Origin of the sequence: Pontibacter toksunensis (assembly GCF_042686245.1) — a bacterium.
Classification (GTDB): Bacteria; Bacteroidota; Bacteroidia; order Cytophagales; family Hymenobacteraceae; genus Pontibacter; species Pontibacter toksunensis.
Map to the genome: position 1 here is coordinate 153,986 of NZ_JBHUOX010000002.1, position 26,016 is coordinate 180,001.

Below are 26,016 nucleotides of genomic sequence, written 5' to 3' on the forward strand. Positions count from 1 at the left end.
GAAGCATTCCGTTTGAAAAAAACCAAGACAAACTTTCAGGTTTTGGGAAATTCACTAACTTTAATAGCGTATTTATCGCTTATTTCCCAACCTCTCCCTCATGACCAGGCTACGAAACAGCACTATACTTATTACGGGAGGTGCCTCGGGCATCGGCAGGTTGATGGGTTTGATGAGCCTGGAGAGAGGCGCAGATAAGGTTATCATCTGGGACATTAACCAGCAGAACCTGCAACAGGTGACTGCTGAGATGCAAGCCAAAGGAAAGCAGGTTTTTCCTTATGAGGTGGATGTAGCTGATGTGGCCGCTGTAGCCGAGGCAGCCGGGCATGTACTGCAGGAAAGCGGCCCTCCCGATATCCTGATAAACAACGCAGGTATTGTAGTAGGAAAAATGTTTGCAGACCATAGTTATGCGGAAATAGCGCAAACACTAAGCGTCAACGTGCTGGGGGTAATGGCGGTAGCCCGCGCTTTTTTACCGGGCATGATAGAAAGAGGCTCAGGCCATGTGGTGAACATTGCCTCGGCGGCTGGAACTGGAGGCCCTGGAACTCGACCTGCACGTTACCACCGTTACACCAAGCTACATCGACACTGGTATGTTTGCCGGGGCAAAGGCACCCTTGCTCACCCCTATACTACAACCCGAAGAAGTGGCTGACGCCATACTGAATGCTGTGGAGAAAAACAGGATCATGCTGCGAAAGCCATGGATTGTGCACCTGATTCCGCTGCTGCGCGGCCTGCTTCCCACACGGTTTTTTGACGTACTTGTCGGGAAAGGTTTCAGGGCCTATTCTACTATGGAACATTTTACGGGCCGTCCGGTACAGAAGGCAGCTATCCATTCAGAAACAAACTTAAAACAATAATTTATGTCCCTCAGAAACACCGCCGCTACTACAGCTACGCAATCAGAGACAGACCACCGAAGCATACAGCAACTGGTGCAGAAACAAAGGGATTTCTTCGCTACCGGTATAACCCACGATGTGAGCTTCCGTAAACAGCAGCTTCAGAAACTCCAGAGAGCGATAAGGCAGTACGAACAGGAGCTTTTCGATGCTATGTACGCTGATTTCAGAAAACCGGAGATGGAGTCTTTTATAAGTGAGGTAGGCTTTGTGGAGTTGGAACTCAAGCTTACACTGAAAGACCTGGAGAAGTGGGCAAAGCCGCAACGGGTAAAAGAGGCGCTTTTGAATTTCCCATCCCGCAGCTATATCTACTCCTCTCCCTATGGGATCAACCTCATCATCGGTCCCTGGAACTACCCTTTCAACCTCCTGATCACTCCGCTCATCGGGGCCATGGCTGCCGGCAACTGTATTATACTTAAACCGTCTGAGCTAGCTGCAAATACTTCTGCTGTTATTTCGAAGCTGATTCAGGAGACTTTTGAAGAGGATTATGTTGCTGCCGTAGAGGGTGGCGTGGATACAACGCAGCACCTGCTGGCGCAGCGCTTCGACCATATCTTTTTTACAGGCAGCACCCGCGTGGGGCAGATCATCATGAAGGCTGCTGCAGAACACCTCACGCCTGTCACGCTGGAGTTGGGTGGCAAGAGCCCCGTCATTGTAGCCGAAGACGCAGACTTGGAGCTGGCAGCGAGGCGCATTACTTGGGGTAAGTTTCTCAACGCTGGTCAGACCTGCGTGGCTCCGGACTACCTACTGGTGCACGAACAGGTAAAGGAGGAACTGGTGCAACTCATTTCTCAATGCATCACCGATTTCTATAGCAAAGAGCCGGAGAAAAGCCCTGACTTCGCCCGCATCGTCAACGACAGGCACTTTGAAAGGCTAAGCTTTTTCCTGCGGAATGCTAACGTGCGTGCAGGGGGGCAAACAGATGCGCTGCAACGGTATATTGCGCCTACCCTGCTGGACCAGGTTGGCTGGGAACACCCGGTGATGCAGGAGGAAATATTCGGCCCCATACTCCCTGTGCTTTCCTTTAGTACCCTGAAGGAAGCAATAGAGGTCGTGAGCAGGCATAAAAACCCACTGGCGCTTTACTTCTTCTCCTCTAATAAAGAAAAACAGCAGGCGGTGCTGCGTTGCACCCAGTTCGGGGGCGGGTGCATCAACGATACTGTCTCGCACCTGGTAAACCCTAACCTGCCCTTTGGCGGCGTGGGCGGCAGTGGTGTAGGCAGCTACCACGGCAAGAGCAGTTTTAGTGTTTTCTCGCACCAGAAGAGCGTTTTGCACCGCGGCACCTGGCTGGATCTACCCGTACGCTACCCGCCTTATCACAACCGCTTGGACATGCTCCGCAAACTTTTCAGATGGCTCTAACTGATAGTCAGCATCTTCTTCCTCTTTCCGACTTCCCTGGCAAACCTGGCCCTGTCTCTATACGTTTTAATGCTGTACAGTTGGTGCAAGAAAATCCTATGCAAGCCAAACACCATCTATCACCTTCATAGAGTAAAAAAAGAATGGATAATCTTGTTGAGTACCTTGATGAGTCGCTGGTGCCGCTGGAGGAGAAAATAAGGACATACCTTGACGTGGAGCATAATATGCGTCTGCTGGAGGTGGAACTGCTGTCGCTTCAGAGCATCAGGCCAGACTTCTCCCCTAACAGCCAGGACGCTGAACAGACCGCACCACAAGGGAACCTGATCAGGAGACTTAATGATAAGGAAAAGCGGCTTGCAGAACTGGTGGAATATCATAAGGAACTTCGCCAAGAAGTAATAAGTATGCTGCCCGCACAAAACAGGTTGTTTGAACTTAACGTAGGGTATGGGCCAACCAGGGTGGGGTATTTTACCGTAGACCCCGAGACACTACAGCCGCTTCCTGAAGCTGTGCTTCGCATAGTGCATTGACTCATGCTGCAGCCCTGCCGGCCTCCACTGTTTTTAACCTGTTACTATCCGCATTACCCTTTACCACGTAGTAAAGCCAATGGGCTTACTGTTATTATACTTATTTATTGCGCTGTTTTTTTCCTTTCTGTGCTCCGTGCTCGAAGCGGTTCTGCTAAGCATCACTCCCTCCTACATCAATATAGCCTCGCAGGAAAACCCTGCTTTAGGTAAAAGCCTGGAGCAGTTCAAGGAAAATGTAGACAGGCCATTGGCTGCCATCCTCACCCTCAACACTTTTGCCCATACTATTGGCGCTGCAGGAGTAGGCGCACAGGCACAGATGCTATGGGGAGACGCCTACCTGTCTGTCACCTCTGCCGTTCTGACCATTATCATCCTCATATTCTCGGAGATCATCCCGAAGACTATAGGGGCCAACCACTGGCGGCAATTGGCTCCCTTTACTATCCGCACGCTGAAGATACTGATCTACTCTCCGCTCTACCCTATCATTATCCTGTCTCAGTTCATTACCAGGCGGCTTAAGAACGACAAAAATCGCAGTGTGCTTAGCCGGGCAGATTTTACAGCCATGGCAGAGATAGGTATAAAAGAAGGAATATTTAAGAAGGGCGAATCACAGATCATCCGGAATATTCTGCGGTTCAACAAAATTCTGGTGCGCCACGTCATGACACCCCGCACCGTTGTAGTAAGTGCCCAGGAGGATATGCCCATTGTAGACTTCTTCAGAAGTTTTCCTGATTTACGGTTTTCACGCATTCCTATATACAAGGAAAATCTAGATGATGTAACAGGATATGTTCTGAAGGATGAGGTGATGTACAAACTGATCAATAACGAAGGAGACAGCCCACTAAGCTCCATTGCCCGGAATATCCAGGTGGTGCCGGAGCACATGCTTATCCCAACTCTTTTCAACAAGCTGCTGGAAAAGCAGGACCAGGTGGCGCTGGTAGTGGATGAGTATGGTGGCACTGCAGGATTGATTAGCATAGAAGACATTATAGAAACCCTGCTTGGCATGGAAATTATTGATGAGATGGATCAGGTAGCAGACCTTCAGACCTGGGCACGAAACAACTGGGAAAAACGATCCAAACGTCTGGGTTTCAAGCCTGGTGAAGAGGCATAAATCAAGCTGCCAGTGCCAGAAGTGCCTCACCGTCCTGTCCAATTTCAGATGGCTTCTATAAATTGTACTGAATTCTTACCCCTCAGGCTTTAGCTGTCTTACCATCAAGGACTAAACCTTTCTTTACAGCTTTAATATATACATTAAGCAGCCTTCAGACAAACAAAAGGGCCAGATCCGATGGCCGAAAACCCAACAACAATATATAACTGATTCTTCTACTCGGGCAGATTCCGGAGAAATTTAGTCACAGCTAATCTTTAAAAAGAAAAAAATGGAAAAGGAGGAGGTATCCGAATTGTGCCATGCTGGTCTGGGTGTTGTAACATGAGATGTAATTCCACAGTGGCAGTGGGGGGTGTTTCTACAATCTGAGGAATTATTCCACAATTCCAAGGCATAACCATTTCCTGCTACACCTAATGTTAGGCTTACATAACACTGATAAATAACCACTTATAAAAGGTTGCCTTTTATGGCATAATTATTCCTAACAGGCTGCCATAGTATAGAAGGAAAAACCAGCAAGCATGTATAGTTCTCAGGAATATGCTACCCTACCAGTAGCAGCGGCAACATTTAAAACACGAAGCGCGGAATAATGATCTTGAACAGCTTCATATATAACATTAAGTTATTGTCTGAGCGGCAATTCTCATTATACGTTCTGATTGCAGAAGAGTTACCATTGCTGATTGTGCTTTCTTCTACAGCAGAAACACCGTCAAAACATCCTCAAATCAGCACAAAAATCTTAAACCGTTTTTACTGGGCCTGCAAAAAGTTTTCCTGCTTCCTGTTTTCTTCGATTAGTATAATATCCGAAGCTTCCCTCGCTTATACTCGTTTCAAATCTGCACTTCATCATACCAGATTAGAGACTCAGGGCACACATTATAAATTTATAAATACAGGTCAACATAAGATGCAATTCGCCAGCAACTACGTTTCCCGTCAATTTATATTTATATTAATATTAAGCACTTTCTGCACTTTAACGTTTTTTCTAAAGTTTTTAAAAATATATATTAATAAATATTTTTTGATATAAGATTTGTTTAATAATATTAACACATAGAAGCTTATATCATACTTATAGTACAAGTTTAGATTACACACAGCAGCAATCTTATTGTATACATTTTTTAAATTCTATTATGACCATAATAAGGAAAGCCCTTTAAATCCAACATAACTATTCATTAATAATTAAAAGTATAGTTATTTGTATATTATAACTTTTTTGTTAATCATCTTATATTGCCAGCACCTTTTAGATCACCAGTTGTTCTATTGAAGTCGTTCACTCTTTCCTTTTCAGTAAAACAGCACCAAGCCACCACCCCTTAAACAAACTTATTATAATTCAATCAACCTTATAAACTCTACACCGCATGAAGATCTCTACTAAATTTTCACTTATCATCCTGCTGATAAGTTATTTTTATGTTTTTCAGTCCTATTCCCAGACTATACCTGTCAAAACTGCCAATGAATATGTAAAGCCCTACTCAGGAGCATTTCAAGTGGGCAGCAACATGGGATTTTATGGCAACGGATGGAACGATGATAAACTGGTAGCTGCTTTGCAGAAGGCTGGTGGAGGTTCTGTAAGACCTACTTTACCGGAGCACTTCGTAGAAAGGTACGGGTATGGTATACGTTTGAATGAATTCAAAGCATACACTGGCAGCTATGGCATGTCAGAAATCACGGTGTTTATTGAAGGCCCTTCAGAGGAACACCGCGACAAGACAGTATATACCGGAACCACATCTTCCAAACTGTTTGCAAACATGTATGAGCCTATCTGGAATTCGGATGGCACAGTAAACGCAAATAACTATTATGCTATCTATGTTTATAATTTAGTACAGACCTACGGAGACTATGTGCGCTTCTGGGAAGTAGTAAATGAGCCGGACTATGGTTATGCGAAGCGTTCAGAATGGTTAACACGAGCTCCATATCCCTCAGAATCCGACAACACCAGAGCTCCATTCTATCACTATATCCGTATGCTGCGCATTACGTGGGAAGTAGTTAAAAAATACAGCCCTGAAGACTATGTGACAACAGGAGGTATTGGCTATACAGAATACCTGGATGCACTGTTGCGCTACACTGACAACCCTAACGGCGGCGCCGTTACATCACAATACCCGAACAAAGGTGGTGCTTATTTTGACGTGGTAAGCTATCATTTCTACCCGCAGCACTTCCTTAAGTACTGGGATGGAGTGATGAAGTATACCCGCACCTCCGACTACGCTGCCAACGCGATAATAGATCGTAAGAAAGAAATGGAGGCTACTTTATCCAAGTATGGCTACAATGGCTCAACTTACCCTAAGAAGCACTACATTGTAACAGAGACTGGTATAACCCGGCGTACATCAGAAGATCACATCAGTACAGATGAGATGCAGCGTAACTTTGCCATCAAATCGGCTGTGATAGCTCAAAAAAATGACATTAAGCAAATGCAGTACTTTAAAGTAGGTGAAGATGATAGTTTCTCGTCTACAGGAACAACCATTTCCACATCGCAACGGTACAGCAACATGGGCTTCTATGAGAACCTGGAAAGAGACGCCCCCGGAAGTGAAAGATTGACTGATCAAGGTAAAGCCTTTAAAACAAACAGCCAGCTCCTGGATGGGTATACCTATGATGCTTCCCGCACAGCAGCCTTAAATTTACCTAGCCTGGTAGAGGGTGCCGCTTTCAAAAAAGGAACAGAATATGTATACGTGCTTTGGGCAAAAGCTTTGGTAGACACAAAGGAATACGCCACTGCTACTTACTCTTTCCCTTCTAGCTTTAACCTTTCCGGTGTGGAGCGCTATGAGTGGAATTATTCAGTTACCAACAGTTCCACAAAGCAATCAGCACAGGGAATTACGCTCACCGGCGCACCTGCTTTCTTTAAGACAAGCTCCTCCACAACGATTACAGCTAAGCAGTCGCAGACGATTTCTTTCCCATCTATTTCGTCAAAGACGTACGGCGACCCTGATTTCACAGTAAGTGCCACGGCATCTTCAGGCTTACCGGTTTCTTTTACAATTGTATCCGGACCAGCCAAGATTACAGGCAGCACCATTACTTTAACGGGCTCAGGAACAGTAACTGTAGAGGCTACACAAAGTGGCAATGACACTTATAATGCTGCTACTCCTGTAAAGCAAAGTTTTAGTGTCAGCTCTCAAACATTGACAGAATCTACCTGCTCCGCCACAGGTTCTATCCTGCGCGAGCAGTGGAACAACGTGTCTGGAAACAAAGTATCTGACATTCCACTGAACACGAGCCCAAGCTATACCAGCCAGCTGAGCCAGTTCGAGGCACCAAGCGGAGTTGGCACAGACTACGGAGCGCGCGTGAGCGGCTACATCTGCCCTCCCTCCACCGGCTACTACACCTTCTTCATCGCAGGCGACGACAACGCGGAGCTTTGGCTGAGCACCACCGACAGCCCTTCTAACAAGCAGAAGATAGCCTCCGTGACCGGCTGGACCTACTCCCGCCAGTGGGACAAGTACTCCTCGCAGAAGTCTGCGTCTATCCGCCTGGAGGCAGGCAAGAAATACTACATCGAGGCCCTGCACAAGGAAGCTTCTGGTGGCGACAACCTGGCCGTGGCCTGGACCATGCCTGACGGCAGAACAGAGGCACCTATCGCCGGCAGCAGGCTATCACCTTCCTCAGGAGAGACTACCTCTGCGCCTGACCCAACAGAATCTACCTGCTCCGCCACAGGTTCTATCCTGCGCGAGCAGTGGAACAACGTGTCTGGAAACAAAGTATCTGACATTCCACTGAACACGAGCCCAAGCTATACCAGCCAGCTGAGCCAGTTCGAGGCACCAAGCGGAGTTGGCACAGACTACGGAGCGCGCGTGAGCGGCTACATCTGCCCTCCCTCCACCGGCTACTACACCTTCTTCATCGCAGGCGACGACAACGCGGAGCTTTGGCTGAGCACCACCGACAGCCCTTCTAACAAGCAGAAGATAGCCTCCGTGACCGGCTGGACCTACTCCCGCCAGTGGGACAAGTACTCCTCGCAGAAGTCTGCGTCTATCCGCCTGGAGGCAGGCAAGAAATACTACATCGAGGCCCTGCACAAGGAAGCTTCTGGTGGCGACAACCTGGCCGTGGCCTGGACCATGCCTGACGGCAGAACAGAGGCACCAATAGCCGGTAACAGACTGTCTCCTTACCTGTCTTATCTCTCAGGCTCTGGCCTGACAAGCGCCTCTGAACTGGAAGTGGCTAGCCCTCTTGAGGAATCCCAACTGACGGCATACCCGAACCCGTTCACTACGGATGCAACCATTCAGTTCACGCTGGCTGCCTCAGAGCAGGCAAGCCTGGAGCTGTATGATGTGCAGGGCAGGCTGGTGCGCAGCCTCTACGAAGGCAAGGCAGAGGCAGGCGCTCCAAGAAACTTCGAGCTGAAGGCAGAGGGGCTCACCCGCGGCGTGTACATCATCAGGCTGGTGACAGGCACCAAGGTGTTGACCCAGAAGATTGTGCTGGAAAAATAAGCCGCCTCTTTTACTCATTACAAAAACCCGTTCCGGAAATCCGGAGCGGGTTTTTGTTTTATTGCAACAGCCAGCTGTTCTGCCTTTAACTATATGTGCAAGCAAAAGCAGGACTATCATAAAAGAGATAATGCAGAAACGTTAAGCAGCGAATACTACCTTAACTGAATAAAACTTAATCTGTTAAAGTTTGAATGCGGTTACCTCTTATTAATCAGCATCCTTTTATCTCTTCAAACACAAAGCTACCTTTGTGAAAATATTCTCTTATGAAACTGCAGTCTGATTTTCCGCTAAAACAGTACAACACGTTTGGCATTGATGCCAGGGCAAAGCTTTTCGCCCGCTTCGAAAGTGTTGAGGAACTGCAGGCGCTTTTAAAGATGCCGGAGATACAGAAAGAAGAAAAGTTGGTGCTTGGTGGCGGCAGCAACCTGCTCTTTACAAAGGATTTTGACGGCGTCGTGCTGCAGAACGGCATAAAAGGTATAAAGGTGCTTAGGGAAGATGAGACACATGTATACGTGGAAGCTGGAGGCGGCGAGATATGGCATACCTTTGTGCTGTATGCGCTGCAACAGAATTACGGCGGTGTAGAAAACCTTTCCCTCATACCCGGGACGGTGGGAGCAGCTCCATTACAAAACATTGGTGCTTATGGAGTGGAGCTAAAAGATACTTTTCATGAGTTGGAGGCTGTGCATCTGCAGACTGGTGAAGTACAGATTTTTGATAACGCCACCTGTAAATTCGGCTATCGCGAGAGCATCTTCAAAAATGATTTAAAAGGCCAGTATGTGGTAACGTCTGTTGTTTTCAGGCTGAACAAAAAGCATACACTCAATACCTCGTACGGGGCTATCACAACGACCTTGGAGGAAATGCAGGTACAGCAACCAAGTATACAGGACATCAGCGCTGCTGTTTGCCACATCCGCCAGAGCAAGCTTCCTGACCCCAGTCAGATCGGAAATGCCGGCAGTTTCTTTAAAAACCCCGAGATTCCGCTGGAACAGTACCAGCAATTAAAGGAGCAGTATCCTGCCATACCCTCCTACCCTGTTTCAGAAACAACAGTCAAGGTGCCAGCCGGCTGGCTGATTGAGCAGTGTGGCTGGAAAGGAAAAGTACTGGGCAACTATGGCGTGCACAAAAACCAGGCGCTGGTGCTGGTAAACTATGGCGGCGCCAAAGGCGAGCAGGTACGTCAGCTGGCTTATGATATTATTACTTCTGTGGAGCAGAAGTTTGGCATACAGCTACACCCGGAAGTAAACATCCTGTAAAATACTTCCTATTATTGTGCAGAATAAGCATCTTTTCTTTAAGGATATCGTTTTCACAATATTAAACTGGCACCTTAACAATAAACTGGAAATGAAACGCAAGCACCTGCACCTGCTATGGATCATAGCACTCGCCCTACCCTTTCTCACAGCCTGCAAAGACGACAAGGAAATCCCAGCGCCCTCCAATACAGAACTGCTGGAAGCCCATGAATGGAAAGGCGATCAGTTATTGGTTATGGGGATCAACGTTTCTGAAACAGGTGTAAATCCAGGCAGTATTCCAGACATTAAAACAACTCGCTTAACCTTTAAGAAAGACAACACCTATATCGCTAAAAACGGCAGCGGGCCGATGATGGAAGGAAAATGGCGCTTTAATGCAGATGAGACAAAGATAAACATCAACTTTTTAGGCCTAAGCGAGTTTGATGTAAAGGAACTCGATGAGGAGAACCTGAACCTGGGCACAAGCATACCTAAATCGCAGCTGGTACTTTTAGCAAGCATCTTGAATATAGAACTGGGAATCATAAACATGTTTCCTGACGGAACAGAGTTTGAAATAGAACTACGGTTTATAAAGCCCTGATACAAATGTGCCCCACATTTTTTCATCTGAACAAAGTTTACAAGAAAATCTGATTACCGCCGTTAAGCCATTATGTTATATCCTTACGTATAAAGTCATTTTGACATAAACTATGAAAAAGTTAAACACACTCGCTTTACTTCTGGTGACACTTCTCACCTTCTCCCTTACTGGTTGCAAAGACGACAAAGAAGAAGCATCTCCATATACAGCTTTTTTAACTGACGGAGTATGGACCGGTGACGCCATTTATGCTGGTCAGTTTCCTGTTACCACCCTGCTTACTTTAGCTGGTCAGACGGAGCTAGCCGAAGCATTGAATATCAAAACAACCAAGTTTGAGTTTGAAAGAGATGGTACATTCACAGCAACAAAGGATGGCGTAACAGAAAATGGAACCTGGAAGTTTGCAAATGATGAAAATCAGATCATTATCTCCGGAGATAACCTCGTTCTTACAGGAGGTAACAACGAAGCGACGCTTGATATTTTAAAATTGGATGACTCAAAATTTAATCTGCAAATTGATGTTGAAGAAATGGGTTATGATCCAGATGATTTGCAGGGATTCAGCACATTTGAGGTCAGACTCGTTAAATAAAAAGCATCAAACGGATATAAAGCAAAACAGCTCCCATAAGTGGGAGCTGTTTTGCTTTATAGGCAGGCACAGAAATTTATCCTGAAAAGAAGTACAAATCATTCAATCACTATAACTGAGACAGTTACAATTCTGACGGCAGGAGTTTTGGTATTCAGAATGTGGCTGTTACTTTAGCAGGTAAATGAAATAAACTCTAATCTGTTCGAAAAACAGGCTGTACAATAGAAAAACCATAATAGAATTTCCTGTCAAGTTCTGCAATTTGAATAACGCAGGACACAAAATGGCGTATTAAAATTTGTTGCGGCTTAAAAAAATCCTTATTTTGAACTCTCGGGCTGCTGAAAATTATACAAAATAACTATATGATAAACCTTAGAAACTTTACTTTATTACTTACCTCTATTTTCATGCTGGCTCTTGCTGGCTGTAGCAAAGATGACGACGATGATGTTTCTCCGAATATAGCGATGCTGACTGCAGGTGAATGGAAGGGCAGTGCTGTATTTTCTAATGGAGTAGATATAACGAAAGAAGTCGAAGAAAAGAGCGGGTTTGTTTGGCAAAACTTCACTACGGTTTTCAATAGGGATGGCAGTTATGTGGAGTCTTATGATGGAGATACTATAGATGAAGGTGTTTGGGTTTACGAAAATGATGAAAGAGTTATCAAGTTCAACAGCGGCACAACAAATGAATATAAAGTTGTAATATCGAAACTAGATGAAGATGAGCTTTCTTACCTGCAAGGTGGTCTGGAGTTGATGTTCACCAGGTAATTTTAAAAGAGAAGCCGTTTAAATGCCGTCAGATAAAAGAAAGATTTTAGATAAAAAAAGGCTTATAAAACAGCAAAGGCTCCATAAATGGGAGCCTTTGCTGTTTTACAGGTTATAGCTGTCAGCACCAGAGATGCCAGCACCTTAATTTCAGCGCAACAATTTTCAACGGTTCAAAAATAAAGAAAGAAGAAGACAGCCCCCTTAATGGCTAGGCAACGTTAAGGTGTGGATTGGATGCCCCTTCAATTTCAGGCACCAATCTCATGCCGGAAACGGATTGCTGAGGTATAAAACAGTTGTCAGGGCACCTTCATGATGCAGTTTATTTGAACAACCAGCGGAATAAATTGTAAGCATTAAAATATATTATTTAAAATAATGCGTATATTAACTAACTGTACCTATGTATAGTCCACATCGAAAAATATCAAATAACTCTCTAACATGCAGAACATGAAAAAACTCTTACAATTCATTCTGATCCTGGCAGTTTCACTTGGACAGGTAGCTTGTGAAGGCGATGAAGGACCGGTAGGTCCTGCGGGACCAACAGGTGATCAGGGACCTATAGGACCTCAGGGACCTCCCGGTGAAACGCAGGTTGCCCAGGTATTTGAAATAGTTGTTGATTTTGAAGCACCTGACTACCAGTTCGGGTTTGATATCGCTGATTATAACGAGATTCTGGAAACAGAAGTAGTTATAAATGAATTTGATGTAGTGCTTGCCTATAAAGCTATCGGAGCTCTGGACGATGAAACACCATTTTGGGGAGCCCTTCCGCAAAGCTACAATCTGGCTTCCGGACAGCAGTTTACTTATAAATTTGCTCAAGCTGAGCAAATACTGCTGCTTTACATAAGTGCTGCAGAAGCTACTTTAGGACAGTTACCGGAGGATCGTTTAACTGAACAGTACTTTAGGTTTGTTGTTATACCGGGCGAGTACATGAACGGCAGAAAAGCCACTCCAACAGTAGACCTGACAGACTATCAAAAGGTCATAGAGTATTATCGCATCAACGACACCAATGTTCAGAGAATTAAAGTGAATTGACACAAACAAAAGAGCTACCGCATACGGTAGCTCTTTTGTTCTTTCCGGGATTTCTCAATGGATAAACAAACCTGGCTGAGGAGAGAACTTCGCTGCAATCCCACAGTAATTTAATGCCTTGTTGAACTTAGCATCAGCAGCAATCTTAGGTAAATAGGAGCCTCAGATTCAATTTTTTATCTGTTATACAGTGCAATAAATTCATCAATCTTATGTTATTCATTTTCAAAAGAGCTCCTCTACATCATTATGAATAAACATGTAAAGCACAACAAGGCTTGGTATTTGTCGATGCTGCTGATGTTCCTTTTTCCACTGGCATCGACTCACCCTATCCGAGCTAATAATGTCGCTCTTACCCAGGAGCTACAGCAAACAGTTACCGTGCGCGGCACCGTAAAGTTGCAGCCAGGCAGCGGAGCACCGGCAGAGCCTTCGCCTGGGGTGACTGTATTGGAAAAAGGCACCACCAATGGAACAGCAACCGGTATAGATGGTACTTTCCAGCTTCAGGTAAAGCCGAATGCGGTACTTACCTTTTCCATGGTCGGTTTTGAACCGCAGGAAGTAAGTGTGGACGGCAGAGCAATTCTGGATGTTACCCTGCAGGAAAGTGACAACACCTTACGCGAGGTGGTAGTGACAGGTTACCAGACAATAGACCGGAAAATGTTTACCGGCTCGGCTGCGCTGCTAACAGGCAACGATGCCAAGAGAGAAGGCGTTACTGACGTCAGCCGGATGCTGGAAGGCAGGGTGGCCGGGGTTTCAGTACAGAACGTTTCCGGCACCTTTGGTGCTGCACCTAAAATACGGGTACGTGGCGCTACTTCCATCACCGGAGACAACAAACCTTTGTGGGTTGTGGATGGCATAATACTGGAAGACGTGGTAAATGTTTCCAACGAGCAGCTTTCTACCGGCGACCCTGCCACCTTAATCGGCTCCTCTGTTGCCGGCCTTAACCCCGATGATATTGAGAGTTTCCAGATCCTGAAGGATGCCTCTGCCACCGCCATGTATGGTGCCCGTGCCATGAACGGAGTGGTCGTGATAACCACGAAGAAAGGACGCATTGGAAAGCCCCAGGTATCCTATACCGGGAACTACTCTACTTACCTGAAACCAACCTATAATTCATTTGATATCTTGAATTCTGCCGACCAGCTGTCGGTATACCTGGAGCTGGAGCGGAAAGGCTGGCTGAATCACGCAGACGCCTCCAGAAGACAAAACGGCGGCATCTTCACGAAGATGTATGACCTGATCAACACCTACGATCCGGCTACCGGTACCTTTGCACTGCAAAACACGCCTGAAGCAAGGGGGGCGTTTTTGGAGCGCTACGCCCGGGCGAACACAGACTGGTTTGATGTGCTGTTCAAAAATTCCTTTATGCAGGAACACTCTGTGAGCATTTCCTCTGGTACAGAAAAAACCCAACTGTATTTCTCCACCAGCTTCCTGAAGGATGAAGGCTGGACGGTAGCCGACGAAGTGAAACGATTTACTGGTAATGCAAGGGCAAACTTCAACCTCTCAGATAAAATATCCCTTGGTCTGATTACCCAGGGCTCTATCCGCGACCAGCAGACACCAGGAACAATTACCCGGATCAGTAACCCTGTCAGCGGAGAATTCAATCGTGACTTTGACATCAACCCTTTCAGCTATGCTCTGAACACCAGCCGAACACTAACAGCCTTCGACGATGCGGGCAACCGGGAGTACTTCAGGAGAAACTTTGCCCCTTTTAATATCCTGAACGAACTGGAAAACAATACCCTGGACATTGCGGTGCTGGATCTGAAACTGCAGGCAGATCTCGGCTATAAAATACGCAACAACCTGACCTACAATTTCTCCGGAGCCCTGCGTTATGCCAATACCAACCGCGAGCACAAGGTGCGCGAAGGTTCCAATATGGCTATGGCTTACCGCGCGGCAGATGATGCAACAGTGCAGCAGAACAACAAATTCCTGTACCGCGACCCGGACAACCCGGAGGCACAGCCAATTGTGGTGCTGCCCTATGGGGGTTTCTACAATACCAACGACGACAACCTGGTCAGCTACTACCTCCGCAATACTCTGGATTGGGATAAAACGTTTGACATTCACACTGTTCGTCTCTTCGCATCGCAGGAACTCAGGTATGCTGATCGCCAGAACAGGTTCTTTAACGGGTTCGGCTACCAGTACGACAAGGGAGGGGTGCCCTTTATTGACCCTAATATTGTGAAGCAGGGCGTGGAAAGCAACTTCAACTACTATGGCATGAGCCTCAGGTATGACCGCTTTCTCGCTTATATGGCCAATGCTGCCTATTCCTATAACGGAAAGTATAACCTGAACGGTACCGTGCGTTATGATGGCTCTAACCTGCTGGGTGAGTCCCGCACGGCACGCTGGCTCCCTACCTGGAACATCAGCGGCTCCTGGAACATAGATACAGAGCCTTTTATGCAACAGCAGGACATGGTGAACAGGCTGACACTGCGCGCCACCTATGGCCTCACCGCCAGTATGGGCAATGCCACCAACTCCAGCCTGGTATTGCAGAGCGGCAGTACCAGGAGGCCATACTTATCTGAGGTGGAATCCATGATTTACATTCAGAACCTGGAAAACTCGGAGCTTACCTGGGAAAAGCAGTATGAAACGAATGTTGGTGTTGATGCCGGTTTGTACAATGAGCGGCTGCAGCTAACAGTAGATGGCTATATCAGGAACGCATTCGACCTGATTGGCCTGATCAGGACCTCCGGAATAGGTGGCGAGGAAACAAAAATTGCTAACTATGCGGATATGAAGTCCCGCGGATTAGAGGTGACTTTGAATGGTGGCGTTATAGAAAGCCAGGATTTAAGTTTGAGGTCGCAGTTGACGTTCGGCTATAACGAAGGCGAAATCACCAACCTGAAAAACAACCCCGACATCTGGTCGCTGGTAACGCCGGAAGGAGGCCCGAAAGAAGGATACCCTTACCGTGGCCTGTTCTCCATTCGTTTTGAGGGCCTTGATCCAGTGAATGGATCACCTATCTTTGTAAACGAAACTGGGGAAAAAATAGGGAATGTGTACCTGCAGAGCGACGAGACACAGTACCTAAAGTATGAAGGTCCTGTGGATCCGATAGTAAACGGAGGCTGGTTTAATTCCCTGCGTTACAAAGATTTCACACTTTCCGGTCTGGTAACGTACAGTGGCGGCCATAAAATCAGGCTGAACCCAGCTTTTAAAACAAGCTATACCGATCTGGACGCCATGCCCTATGACTTCCTGAACCGTTGGGTATTAGTAGGTGATGAAGATAGAACTAACATCCCTTCTATTCTGGACCGTGTGGAAGCTGCTAGGTTGGGAGGAACATATCCTTACAACAACTATAACTTTTCGTCTGCCCGGGTAGTGGACGGTGATTTTGTGCGCCTGAAGCAGGTGTCGCTCAGCTATAACCTTCCATCCAATCGTGTAAATGCTATTGGCCTGAACAGTCTCTCGTTGAGTTTGGTAGCCAACAACCTGTGGCTGATTTATGCTGATGAAAGACTGAACGGACAGGACCCGGAATTCTTTGGTGCCGGCGGTGTGGCCATGCCCATTCCCCGCCAGTTCACCCTATCACTGAAAGCAGGATTTTAACACCATGAGAAAATTACTTTTATATACGTGCCTGGCCACGCTGCTAGGGGCTACCGGGTGTGAAGACTACCTGGAGCAGGCCGTGGATCAGCGAACACAGCTGGACACCGAGCAAAAAATCAGCGAATTGCTCGCTACTGCTTACCCGCAGGCAGATTATATCACGTTCACAGAAGCAATGTCGGACCTGGCCCTGGACAAAGGCGCTGGACCGGCAGTGGTGGTGGATGAACGAAACCAGAATCCTTATTTTTACCAGGATGTCCCGAACAAGCAGCAAGGTTCCCCGGACTTTTACTGGAACGCCGCCTACGCTGCCATAGCCGCAGCAAACCACGCACTGGAAGCAATCGAAGCTGCACCCGACCCAGGCACGTTCAGTGCCCAGAAGGGTGAAGCATTGGTGGCAAGAGCCTACTCCCACTTCATGCTGGTCACTCTTTTTGCCAAAATATATGATCCTGCTACAGCCGCATCAGACCCCGGCATTCCGTATGTGACAGAGCCTGAAAAGGTAGTGCTGAAGCAGTATGACCGCAAAACAGTGGCTTACGTGTATGAGCAAATAGAGCGCGATTTAACAGAAGGTTTGCCTCTGATCAACAATAATTCTTACCGCGTACCGAAATACCACTTCAACACAGCCGCTGCAAATGCCTTTGCAGCCCGGTTCTACCTGTTTAAACGGGAGTATCAGAAGGTGATTGAACATGCCAACCGGGTTTTCCCGGGCGGCGAAATTAGCGCCAATCTAAGGCCATGGGTCGGTACTTACAGTAACCTGACAGCAAATGAGGGGCTGGCTATCTATACCCAAGCTACCGAGAACTCGAACCTGCTTTTGGTGGAGGCACCTTCGCTGTGGGCGCGCTTCTATGGCCGCTACCGTTATGGACTGGCCACACCTGTTGTAAACTATTTATTTAGAAGCGAGAACGTTACGGGTGCCAGATGGGTTTATCCTTTGTACTCGCAGGGAACCGATAACTGGCTTGTCCTCAAGTTCCGGGAGCATTTCGTACGGGCCGATGTTAATGCGGAAATAGGCTTTCCTTACACTATCATTCCACTTTTCACGGCCGAAGAAGTACTTTTCAACAGGGCAGAAGCGTACCTTGAATTAGGCAACATCGAAGCTGCCAGAGAAGACCTGAACACGTTTGCCAGAAACCGCATCGAGAACTACAGTGCCTCAGCGCATGATATCACCAATGCCAAGCTTCGGGCATTCTATGGCACCAGAGACGCAAAAGCAGGATTGATGGCCGCTTTACTTGATTTCAAAGCGGCAGAGTTTGTGCAGGAGGGTATGCGCTGGTTCGATATTCTGCGGCATAATATAACTGTTGAACACCCTACTGCTGATGGTCAGGTGATAGTATCAGCACCGGGCGATGCCCGCAGGATACTGCAGATTCCACAGGAGGCAGAACTGGCAGGCATCACCCGTAATCCACGCTAAAAAGAACGACATGAACATAAAATATTTCAAGTTATTCCTGCTGCTCATGGCAGTGAGCTTCCTCTCAGCCTGCTCAAAAGACGATGACCCGGACACACCGCTGCCGGGCCTTGGCGGTGAAAAGTGGGCAAACGGACCTATCGACAACTGGCTTAGGGAGAATTATGTTGATCCGTACAACATAGAGGTAAAATATCGGTTCGACGGATATGAAGTTGCCCTGAATAGGGTGTTGTCGCCTGTAAGGGAAGACCGGGTGATACCGGTAATGGAAACGATACGGAAAACCTGGATTGAACCCTACGAACAGGAAGCAGGCGCTACGTTTATCAAACGTTTGGCACCAAAGCAGTTTGTGCTGATTGGAAGCGCCGAATACAATACCAACGGCACCATAACCCTCGGTACAGCAGAAGGAGGACGTAAGATTGTGCTGTTTGTGGTAAACGACTTCGACCCACAGCTTGAGTCAGAGGTAAAGCAGATGCTGCATACCATTCACCACGAATTCGCGCATATTCTGCACCAGACAGTGATGTACCCGGAGGAGTTCAAGCGGATTACGACTGACTATACTGCCAGCTGGAACGATTTCTCACTTGCTGATGCCAGATCGAGGGGTTACATCACCCAGTATGCCAGGAGCAGCCCGGACGAGGACTTCGTGGAAATGATTTCCATAATGCTGATAGAGGGTAAGGAGGGATTCAACGCCATTGTAAACAGTCTTCCGGAGTCGGCACAAGCTTCCTTAAGAGAGAAAGAGCAGTACGTGGTACGCTATTTTAAGGAAACCTGGAACATCGATTTTTATGCTTTGCAGGCCAGATCGGAAGCAGCTATTGATGCGTTATAACTGGCTCCACGTGCCCATACATAATATACCCGTATGAGAAAAATATTGCTACTAGGCCTTCTGATAGTTTCCATGCTGTCGGCCTGCGACAAAGACGATAATGAGGTGGCTCCGGGTGAAAGGCCGGAAGAGCGACTGAATAAAGTATTGAGTGAATACAAGTCTCAGTTGGTAAATGCTGAACATGGCTGGAAAGCAACTCTTTTCCCTGAGGGAGGTGCCGGCTACAGTTTTCTGTTCGATTTTAATGAGAATGACCGGGTGGTGACACGCAGTGATATAGACGCTGGCACAACAGGGGATCCCCTGGAAAGCACGTATCGGTTGAAAGCTGCGCAGAACCCTTCCCTATTGTTCGACACCTACACCTACCTGCACATTCTGGCTGACCCGGATGCAACCAAGAGCGGAGGCGATTGGGGCCAGGGCAGGTACTCCGATTTTGAGTTCTCATTTGACAAAGTTACACCTGACTCTATTGTGCTTACAGGTAATTATAATGGCAGCAAACTCATACTGGTAAAAGCTACGGCAGATGAGGCTGCCAATTATATCAGCAGGATAAGTGAAAGTGCGGAAGCTTTTGAAAGCATCAATAATTTCGACTTATACTTTAAGCAGCTGAGGGTAGGCAGCCAGTCGTTTGACATTAAAGTGAATACTGACCTTCGCATCATTACCTTCACCTACGAAGAAGGAGGCAGCGTAAAGACATTTACAACAAGCTATTTTTACACGCCGGAAGGACTTACCCTGCTGCAACCCTTGGTTAGCGAGAGCTTAACCATCAGGAGTTTAAATGCTTTGGAGTTCGACGCAGAACGTAGCAGAATCGATTTGACCGTGAATGGTGTTGCAGCCAGTATACGGGAAGCCAGTAAGCCCGCCAATGTAGACCCGCAGGTAGCCAGCACTTTCTACAATAATCCCCCCAACGGAGCATATTGGCAAACATTTTACGGGTTTACTGCGGAAGGCGAACGAGATGCCTTCAACGTGCGCGCTATCGAGAACCTGGAGCTCATCACGCTATACATTAAGGCCTCACCTCCTTATGATGGGTTTATTTTCTGGACGACAGACGGTGGCTTTTTCGGCCCGGCCCTGCGCTCCAGAATCACGAGCGATGGCCGTATAGAGTTCTCCTATATCGGAGATTTCGGAACAGTGCCGGAGCAGGCTGCCCCAGCGGTGAAAGCAACGCTCGACCAGCTTGTTATACCGGAGGGGTATTATGTCATCAGAACGAGTAACAATACCTATGACCTGGTCAGTGCCAAAGACGGAAAGACCTGGATCAGTTTTCAATAATTTGAGGTATGAACATAAACAGCAAAGGCTCCTTAAACAGGAGCCTTTGCTGTTTATGTAACTGTTAGGACTACTTCAAGACAGCCAGGGTAGCGCCGTCGCCGCCACGCTCCGACACTTCATTTCCTACGCTTGCCACTTCGGGTACTGAGTACAGATAATCACGCACCACCTGCCGCAATACCCCGTTGCCCCTGCCGTGTATGACCTTTATTTCCGGAATGCCGAGCATAATGGCTTCATCGGTAAAATTCATCAGCCTGGTTAAGGCTTCCTCAGCGTACTCACCCCTTATATCAATAGTGGATGCAAAGTCAGCCATGCGCTGGGTGATGTTCATGCCACGGGTATAGCCTTCTGCGGCCCCTGCTTTTTCTTTCTTCGGCTTCGTGGCTACCTGCCCTTCTAACTTCTCCAGGTTACCCACCTTCACAATTGTCTTGAATCCACCGAAAAGCACTTCTGCAGTTTTGCCCTTTATGCTAACCACCTGCCCGGAGGAGTCCTGCCCTACCAGCGCAACATGGTCACCCTCTCTGATGGCGCCGTTGGAAGCCCGCTTGTGAGCTGGACGCGGCTCTTCTTTTCGCACCTCAGTGGCAAAGCTTTCCAGCACCTGCCGTGCCTGCTTTGTCTGCTCCTTCTCCGCCTGGCTCTGCTTTATCTGCTGAATCGTGGATTCGATTTTCTGGTTCGCATCTTTCAGCAGTAATTTAGCTTTGCCTTTGGCCTCGCGCATAATATCCTGCTTGCTATCCTCCAGGTAGTTTTTCAGGTCCTGGTACTCCTTTACGTTCCGCTTCAGTTTCTCCTCCAGTTTCGTTGCCTCGCGCAGCTTCTTCTCCAGTTCCTGCTTCTCAGTCTCTAGCTCTTCCAGCATGCGGTCGTAACGGATTTTATCTTTACCTACCAGGCTGCTTGCCTTGTCAACGATATGCTTTGGCAAACCTATTTTGCGGGCAATTTCAATAGCGAACGAGGAACCTGGTTTACCAATCTCAAGCTGGTAGAGCGGCTGCAGGTTCTTATGGTCATAGCGCATGGCACCGTTCACAATACCCGGATTGCGCTCCGCAAAGTTTTTCAGGTTGGTATAGTGCGTCGTTATCACGCCAAACACTTTGCTGTCGTTCAGGTTCTGTAGCACAGCTTCTGCAATGGCACCACCCAATATAGGTTCTGTACCCGTACCGAACTCATCTATCAGCACCAGACTTTTTTTATCAGCCACCGTCACAAATTTCTTCATGTTGGTGAGGTGTGAACTGTAGGTACTCAGGTCGTTTTCGATGGATTGCTCATCCCCGATATCAATAAAAATATCATGGAAGATACCTGCCTCTGAGTCATCAGCAGTGGGTATGAGCATGCCGCACTGGAGCATGTATTGTATGAGCCCCACTGTTTTCAAGCTCACCGATTTACCACCCGCGTTAGGCCCTGAAATTACCAGGATGCGTTGCTCCTGTGTCAGTTCCAGGTCCATTGGCACGGTTGGTTTTCCCAGCTGCTTGTGCGCCATGTACAGCAGCGGATGGATGGCCTGGTTCCACCTGATGTGCGGGTACTTCTGCAGCTTTGGCATCACAGCCTCCACACGACGCGCAAAAGCCGCCTTCGCCCGGATAAAGTCCAGCAGGCCCAGGTATTGGTATGCCTTCCGCAACTCCGGTATATGGTTGCGCAGTGTATTTGTCAGCCCTACCAGTATGCGGATCAGCTCACGGTGATAAGCGTTCGTCAGGTCCTTTATATCGTTGTTTAGCCCGAAGATTGCCTCCGGCTCGATGTATACTGTCTGGCCTGTATTCGACTCATCGTGTATAAGTCCTTTTACCCGGCGTTTGTGCTCGGCCAGCACTGGAATAACCAAACGGCCGCCACGAATGGTTGGCTCCACATCAGCGGGTGTCCATCCTTCGCTTTTAGCATGTTTGATGATGGATGTAATGGATTTGCGCAATACTGCCTGCTGCGCTATCAGGTCGCGCTTCAGGCGCTGCAGTTCAGGGGTAGCATCATCACGCACAGCGCCAGCATCATCCACTACTTTGTCCAGAGCGGCAATGAGCGTTCTCTCAACGGTTACGTTGGCCCCCAGGGCCTTGAGCGACTCATACTTGCCTTCCTCGGCAGATGAAATAAAGCGCAGAGAGTCACGGATGGTCCGCAGCGACATCTTTATCTCAAAGAAATCCTGCACATCCAGGTACGTCCCCTGTATAGCGGCGCGGTCTAAACTGGCCGTTACGTCAAAGTAATGCTGCAGCGGAATCTCAGCATCCGACTCCAGCAGTTGTTTAAATTCATTTGTCTGTTCTAGCAGTCGCTGCACCAGGTCGTGCCGGTTCAGGAATGTCATCCGGTTTACATACTGGCGGCCCAGTGGGCTAAGGCAGAGATCCAACAGCATCTCGCGCACCTGTGTAAATCCAATTTTTATTTCAAAGTTATCTGGGTATATCAATTCTTATCTCTTAATTTATGCAAAATTAGCAATAACTATAACAACTAAGCAGGGCTGTTTTGTTCGTTTCGCTTTCGCGTATTTCGTATGCCGAATCACGTATCAAGACGCACGTTGTTCCTGTGACTGTTTGATGTTGTTCACTTTAAATCTAACGCTCTAACTCACAAAGTTTCTATCTCAAAATGGTTTTAGATTCACTACAGAACGCACACCGCTATTACACGTTGCACCCGCTGTTTGAGCAGGCTTTCCGGTTTCTACAGGAAACAGACCTAATGGCGCTCTCACAGGGGCAGCAGTCTATAATTGGCAGGGAGCTGTTTGCCATCATTTCTGAAGGCACAGGCACAACAGAGAAGGAAGCGAAGCTGGAGGTCCACCGCAAATACATTGACATACAGTACGTCATCTCCGGCACAGACCACATGGGCTGGAAAAGCCTGTCGTTTTGCGACCAACCTGATGTACCCTACACCGAAGAACGCGACGCTGCCTTCTTCCCCGACAAAACAAACAATTGGTTTGACGTACCTGCCGGCTACTTCACCATCTTTTACCCCGATGATGCCCACGCCGCCATGATTACGGAGGAAACAGTCCGGAAGGTAGTACTGAAGATCGCAGTGCAATAATTAGTGTGTTATATACAGGCTGCCTTTGCAGCGCCACGTAGCCATTTGTTTATATATTAAAAAAATAAAAATTGATGAACACACTTTTGAAAATGGTTTTTGCGGCAGCGTGTGTGCTGCTTGTTTACAGTTGCACCAGCAGGCCGGAAAGCAGTATCCAGGCAGACGCAAGGATACCGGTTATTTTCGACACTGATGCGAACAACGAACTGGATGATCAGCATGCATTGGCTTATTTACTGCTGAACCAAGACACATTCGACGTGAAAGGTATCACAGTGAATGCTACCAAAAACGGGGGAGACATAGAAGAACAGTATGCAGAAGCCGAACGCGTATTGAAACTCCTCGACATGGACAAAAAGATTCCGCTGCTAAAAGGAGCCAACGGTTCTTTCGCAGACATAATGCCTCATACTGCCAATGCGGATTTTGATGGTGCTGAAGGGGTTAATTTTATTATTGAAAACGCAAAGCAGACAAAGGGAGAGTTAACCCTAATTGCAGTCGGTAAATTAACCAACGTTGCCCTGGCCTTACAGAAAGACCCTTCCATTGCGGAGAAGCTGCGGGTGGTGTGGCTTGGCTCAAACTACCCGGAACCCGGGGAATACAACCAAGACAACGACACCGCCTCTATGAACTATGTGTTGAACACCAGCGTGCCCTTTGAGATGGTAACCGTACGCTATGGCAAGCCCAGTGGCACTGATGCCGTAAGAGTTACGCCGGAGGAAATAAAAGCCCAGGCAACAGGCAAGGGACCCAAAGTTTCAGAGCCTGTTACCGGGCGCCATGGAGGCGAGTTTTATACTTTCGGCGACTATTCTGTTAACCTTTTTGAGCATATCACGCTCCATGGCGATCCGCCTGCCCGCGCCTTGTTTGATATGGCGGCGGTTGCTATTGTAAAGAATCCTGATTGGGCTGAAGCCATAACAATTCCCAGCCCTATCTTAAAAGACAATAAATGGGTGGAGCAACCGGGCAACAAGCGGCAGATAGTTGTATGGCAGAACTTCGATAAAGAAAAGATCATAGCGGACTACTTTGCCACACTAGACAAATAAATATACGGCCCTACCACAACTAGTGGTAGGGCCGTATATTTATGATTAGGTTTTGGCACAGAGATACACCAATCCAGCTACTTTAATCTCTATAGAATCAGCCTCTACCCTTTCACTGTTTCCTTCTCTAAGTTGAACAGGGTGCTGAAGCTTTCTAACAATGCATTTGAATCACCACGCTGGCAGGCTGCCTTCAGTTCAAGAGCGGGTAACTTCACTATTTTGTTGAGGATGCTTGTAGTAAGCGCTTCAACTAGCACTTTCTCTTCTGCACCAAGCTTTTTCAGGTAGCGGTTGAGCTCCTGCTGCCGTATCTCCTCCAGGCGGTTCTTAAAGTTCTGAATGGCCGGAGACATTCCCATTTCCTGAGTCCACGCGCCAAACTCTGAGATAGCCTCAGCGATTATTTGCTGTACCTGCGGAATGGCCTCCAAACGCATTTCCAACGCCTTTGTAGTACGGTTGCGGATGTTATCGATGTTGTAGACGCGGGTGTCAGGCATGGCCTGTACATCGCTGCTGATGCTGCGTGGCATCGAAAGGTCTATAAAGATCTTTGGCGCGCCTGGTGCATGTTTGTCAATGTCCTGCTTATTTATAAAGAAGCAGTCGCCAGGCACAGAGGATATAACCACATCTGCTAGTTTTATCTCTTCCCACACATTCTCCCAGTAAGCTGCCTTTACAAGGCACTTCTGCGCTAATTCCAGCGCTTTATGGTGCGTTCGGTTCACAACCACAATGTTGCTGATAGTGGACTTCTGAAAATTATCACAAACATCTGCCCCAATCTCCCCCACTCCTATCATCAGCACGCGCGGGTTTTCCATTGTCTTTGTAAGATCCTCTACCAGTTCTACCGTTGCATACGAAACAGAGGCTGCTCCATTTCGGAAGCCGGTTTCGTTGGCTACCCTTTTGCTTGAGTAAAAGATAGTATGCATCAGCCTGTGGAGAAAAGGACCAGCTGTTCCTGCTTCAGTTGCCCACCGGTAGGCATACTTCACCTGGTTCATGATCTGCATATCGCCTACTACCTGCGACTCCAGCCCCAGCGCTACATAAAACAGATGCTGCACCGCCTCTTGATGGCAGGTAATATGCCTAAAGTATGGCTGCACAGCCTTGGTGGCGATAAACCCTTTTTCAATAGCGAGCAGCTTAATGATTTCCAAGGAATAATCAGCATCAGCGGAATAATAAATCTCCGAACGGTTGCAGGTAGAAAGCACCAGCACGTCATTCGCCCCTGTAAACTCCCTCACTTTGTCCAGCAGGTTTCTACAACCAATCTCATTAAGAGATACAGCCTCGCGCACAGCAATAGGTGCCTGCTTGTAAGATAAAGTAAGTGCTTTGAATCGGTTTTGCTTTTTTGCCTCTGTTTACTATGCAAACTTCGGAAAACAAGGGAACGAAAAACATGATAAGTATCATTTCTGCTTATGACATATAGCAGGCTGTTCAGATGAGAACTTATACTTTTCTTTAATTGAGCATTGCAGTTTACTATACTTCAACTTGTTACCACTTCAAGTATAGTTAGTGGATAATGATGTGCATAAATAAAGCTAACTTAATTAGCTTTATTTGGACGCCAACTAAGTAATTTAGCGGAAGTAATAGCTGTTTATCGTCCTCTAAAGTACAATGCGCTTTTATATCCGTTTCTCTCGTATTTCATTTTAATTGAAAAGAACTTGGGCAACTGCCA

The 26,016-nt window shown here is 47.3% G+C and carries 18 protein-coding genes and 1 pseudogene; 17 read left to right on the forward strand and 2 right to left on the reverse strand.

Annotated elements, in window-relative coordinates; all coding sequences use genetic code 11:
- Positions 1–100 precede the first annotated feature (100 nt).
- The 15 genes from ACFS7Z_RS03515 to ACFS7Z_RS03585 all read left to right on the forward strand — a co-directional run bounded on the left by ACFS7Z_RS03515 (position 101) and on the right by ACFS7Z_RS03585 (position 20,130).
- Entirely contained in the window at positions 101–664 is a 564-nt protein-coding gene (locus ACFS7Z_RS03515; RefSeq protein WP_377480990.1) for an SDR family NAD(P)-dependent oxidoreductase, read from the forward strand.
- The gene (locus tag ACFS7Z_RS03520) at positions 657–875 is read left to right on the forward strand and encodes a hypothetical protein (RefSeq protein ID WP_377480993.1); all 219 of its coding nucleotides are present in this window, start codon (positions 657–659) and stop codon (positions 873–875) included. The genes ACFS7Z_RS03515 and ACFS7Z_RS03520 overlap by 8 nt, the downstream gene beginning before the upstream one ends.
- Before the next feature lie 3 nt (positions 876–878).
- A complete protein-coding gene (locus ACFS7Z_RS03525; RefSeq protein ID WP_377480995.1) occupies positions 879–2,306 on the forward strand; it encodes an aldehyde dehydrogenase in 1,428 nt (475 codons plus the stop codon).
- Positions 2,307–2,449: 143 nt separating this feature from the next.
- On the forward strand, positions 2,450–2,845 hold the full coding sequence (locus ACFS7Z_RS03530) for a hypothetical protein (protein WP_377480999.1): 396 nt from the start codon (positions 2,450–2,452) through the stop codon (positions 2,843–2,845).
- A 79-nt stretch (positions 2,846–2,924) separates the two neighbouring features.
- Positions 2,925–3,983, forward strand: a complete 1,059-nt coding sequence (locus tag ACFS7Z_RS03535; RefSeq protein WP_377481003.1) for a CNNM domain-containing protein — start codon at positions 2,925–2,927, stop codon at positions 3,981–3,983.
- Between the two features lie 1,394 nt (positions 3,984–5,377).
- Complete coding sequence (locus ACFS7Z_RS03540; protein ID WP_377481006.1) at positions 5,378–8,536, forward strand: PA14 domain-containing protein; 3,159 nt, start codon at positions 5,378–5,380, stop codon at positions 8,534–8,536.
- A 269-nt stretch (positions 8,537–8,805) separates the two neighbouring features.
- A complete protein-coding gene (gene murB, locus ACFS7Z_RS03545) occupies positions 8,806–9,822 on the forward strand; it encodes a UDP-N-acetylmuramate dehydrogenase (protein ID WP_377481009.1) in 1,017 nt (338 codons plus the stop codon).
- A 91-nt stretch (positions 9,823–9,913) separates the two neighbouring features.
- Positions 9,914–10,414: a hypothetical protein gene (locus ACFS7Z_RS03550; protein ID WP_377481012.1), complete on the forward strand. Its 501-nt coding sequence runs from the start codon at positions 9,914–9,916 to the stop codon at positions 10,412–10,414.
- A 112-nt stretch (positions 10,415–10,526) separates the two neighbouring features.
- The gene (locus tag ACFS7Z_RS03555) at positions 10,527–11,015 is read left to right on the forward strand and encodes a hypothetical protein (RefSeq protein ID WP_377481017.1); all 489 of its coding nucleotides are present in this window, start codon (positions 10,527–10,529) and stop codon (positions 11,013–11,015) included.
- Between the two features lie 368 nt (positions 11,016–11,383).
- Entirely contained in the window at positions 11,384–11,797 is a 414-nt protein-coding gene (locus tag ACFS7Z_RS03560; RefSeq protein WP_377481020.1) for a hypothetical protein, read from the forward strand.
- 456 nt (positions 11,798–12,253) lie between these two features.
- Positions 12,254–12,856, forward strand: a complete 603-nt coding sequence (locus ACFS7Z_RS03565) for a hypothetical protein (RefSeq protein WP_377481023.1) — start codon at positions 12,254–12,256, stop codon at positions 12,854–12,856.
- A gap of 249 nt (positions 12,857–13,105) precedes the next feature.
- The gene (locus ACFS7Z_RS03570) at positions 13,106–16,501 is read left to right on the forward strand and encodes a SusC/RagA family TonB-linked outer membrane protein (RefSeq protein ID WP_377481026.1); all 3,396 of its coding nucleotides are present in this window, start codon (positions 13,106–13,108) and stop codon (positions 16,499–16,501) included.
- Between the two features lie 4 nt (positions 16,502–16,505).
- Positions 16,506–17,963, forward strand: a complete 1,458-nt coding sequence (locus ACFS7Z_RS03575) for a RagB/SusD family nutrient uptake outer membrane protein (RefSeq protein WP_377481029.1) — start codon at positions 16,506–16,508, stop codon at positions 17,961–17,963.
- A gap of 10 nt (positions 17,964–17,973) precedes the next feature.
- A complete protein-coding gene (locus tag ACFS7Z_RS03580; RefSeq protein WP_377481032.1) occupies positions 17,974–18,819 on the forward strand; it encodes a zinc-binding metallopeptidase in 846 nt (281 codons plus the stop codon).
- Positions 18,820–18,852: 33 nt separating this feature from the next.
- Positions 18,853–20,130 (forward strand): DUF4302 domain-containing protein, encoded by a 1,278-nt coding sequence (locus ACFS7Z_RS03585; protein WP_377481035.1) that lies wholly within the window; start codon positions 18,853–18,855, stop codon positions 20,128–20,130.
- A 70-nt stretch (positions 20,131–20,200) separates the two neighbouring features.
- On the opposite strand, the gene ACFS7Z_RS03590 is transcribed toward ACFS7Z_RS03585, so the two are convergent.
- Positions 20,201–22,597 carry an endonuclease MutS2 gene (locus tag ACFS7Z_RS03590; RefSeq protein ID WP_377481038.1) on the reverse strand — a complete coding sequence of 799 codons (2,397 nt, stop codon included), beginning with the start codon at positions 22,595–22,597 and terminating at the stop codon, positions 20,201–20,203.
- Positions 22,598–22,782: 185 nt separating this feature from the next.
- On the opposite strand from ACFS7Z_RS03590, the gene ACFS7Z_RS03595 reads away from it, so the two are divergent.
- Both ACFS7Z_RS03595 and ACFS7Z_RS03600 read left to right on the forward strand, forming a co-directional pair.
- Positions 22,783–23,232, forward strand: coding sequence for a YhcH/YjgK/YiaL family protein (locus tag ACFS7Z_RS03595; protein ID WP_377481041.1), 450 nt, complete (start codon positions 22,783–22,785; stop codon positions 23,230–23,232).
- Between the two features lie 74 nt (positions 23,233–23,306).
- On the forward strand, positions 23,307–24,302 hold the full coding sequence (locus ACFS7Z_RS03600; protein WP_377481044.1) for a nucleoside hydrolase: 996 nt from the start codon (positions 23,307–23,309) through the stop codon (positions 24,300–24,302).
- Positions 24,303–24,406: 104 nt separating this feature from the next.
- Here the strand turns inward: ACFS7Z_RS03600 and hemA are convergent.
- A pseudogene (gene hemA / locus ACFS7Z_RS03605) lies at positions 24,407–25,645 on the reverse strand (glutamyl-tRNA reductase); the annotation flags it as partial.
- Positions 25,646–26,016 lie beyond the last annotated feature (371 nt).

Excerpts from the sequence above, each read along its gene's own strand:
- ACFS7Z_RS03515 (WP_377480990.1), top strand. The coding sequence starts at position 101 with ATGACCAGGCTACGAAACAGCACTATACTTATTACGGGAGGTGCCTCG.
- ACFS7Z_RS03525 (WP_377480995.1), top strand. The coding sequence starts at position 879 with ATGTCCCTCAGAAACACCGCCGCTACTACAGCTACGCAATCAGAGACA.
- ACFS7Z_RS03530 (WP_377480999.1), top strand. The coding sequence starts at position 2,450 with ATGGATAATCTTGTTGAGTACCTTGATGAGTCGCTGGTGCCGCTGGAG.
- ACFS7Z_RS03535 (WP_377481003.1), top strand. The coding sequence starts at position 2,925 with ATGGGCTTACTGTTATTATACTTATTTATTGCGCTGTTTTTTTCCTTT.
- ACFS7Z_RS03540 (WP_377481006.1), top strand. The coding sequence starts at position 5,378 with ATGAAGATCTCTACTAAATTTTCACTTATCATCCTGCTGATAAGTTAT.
- murB (WP_377481009.1), top strand. The coding sequence starts at position 8,806 with ATGAAACTGCAGTCTGATTTTCCGCTAAAACAGTACAACACGTTTGGC.
- ACFS7Z_RS03550 (WP_377481012.1), top strand. The coding sequence starts at position 9,914 with ATGAAACGCAAGCACCTGCACCTGCTATGGATCATAGCACTCGCCCTA.
- ACFS7Z_RS03555 (WP_377481017.1), top strand. The coding sequence starts at position 10,527 with ATGAAAAAGTTAAACACACTCGCTTTACTTCTGGTGACACTTCTCACC.
- ACFS7Z_RS03560 (WP_377481020.1), top strand. The coding sequence starts at position 11,384 with ATGATAAACCTTAGAAACTTTACTTTATTACTTACCTCTATTTTCATG.
- ACFS7Z_RS03565 (WP_377481023.1), top strand. The coding sequence starts at position 12,254 with ATGAAAAAACTCTTACAATTCATTCTGATCCTGGCAGTTTCACTTGGA.
- ACFS7Z_RS03570 (WP_377481026.1), top strand. The coding sequence starts at position 13,106 with ATGAATAAACATGTAAAGCACAACAAGGCTTGGTATTTGTCGATGCTG.
- ACFS7Z_RS03575 (WP_377481029.1), top strand. The coding sequence starts at position 16,506 with ATGAGAAAATTACTTTTATATACGTGCCTGGCCACGCTGCTAGGGGCT.
- ACFS7Z_RS03580 (WP_377481032.1), top strand. The coding sequence starts at position 17,974 with ATGAACATAAAATATTTCAAGTTATTCCTGCTGCTCATGGCAGTGAGC.
- ACFS7Z_RS03585 (WP_377481035.1), top strand. The coding sequence starts at position 18,853 with ATGAGAAAAATATTGCTACTAGGCCTTCTGATAGTTTCCATGCTGTCG.
- ACFS7Z_RS03595 (WP_377481041.1), top strand. The coding sequence starts at position 22,783 with ATGGTTTTAGATTCACTACAGAACGCACACCGCTATTACACGTTGCAC.
- ACFS7Z_RS03600 (WP_377481044.1), top strand. The coding sequence starts at position 23,307 with ATGAACACACTTTTGAAAATGGTTTTTGCGGCAGCGTGTGTGCTGCTT.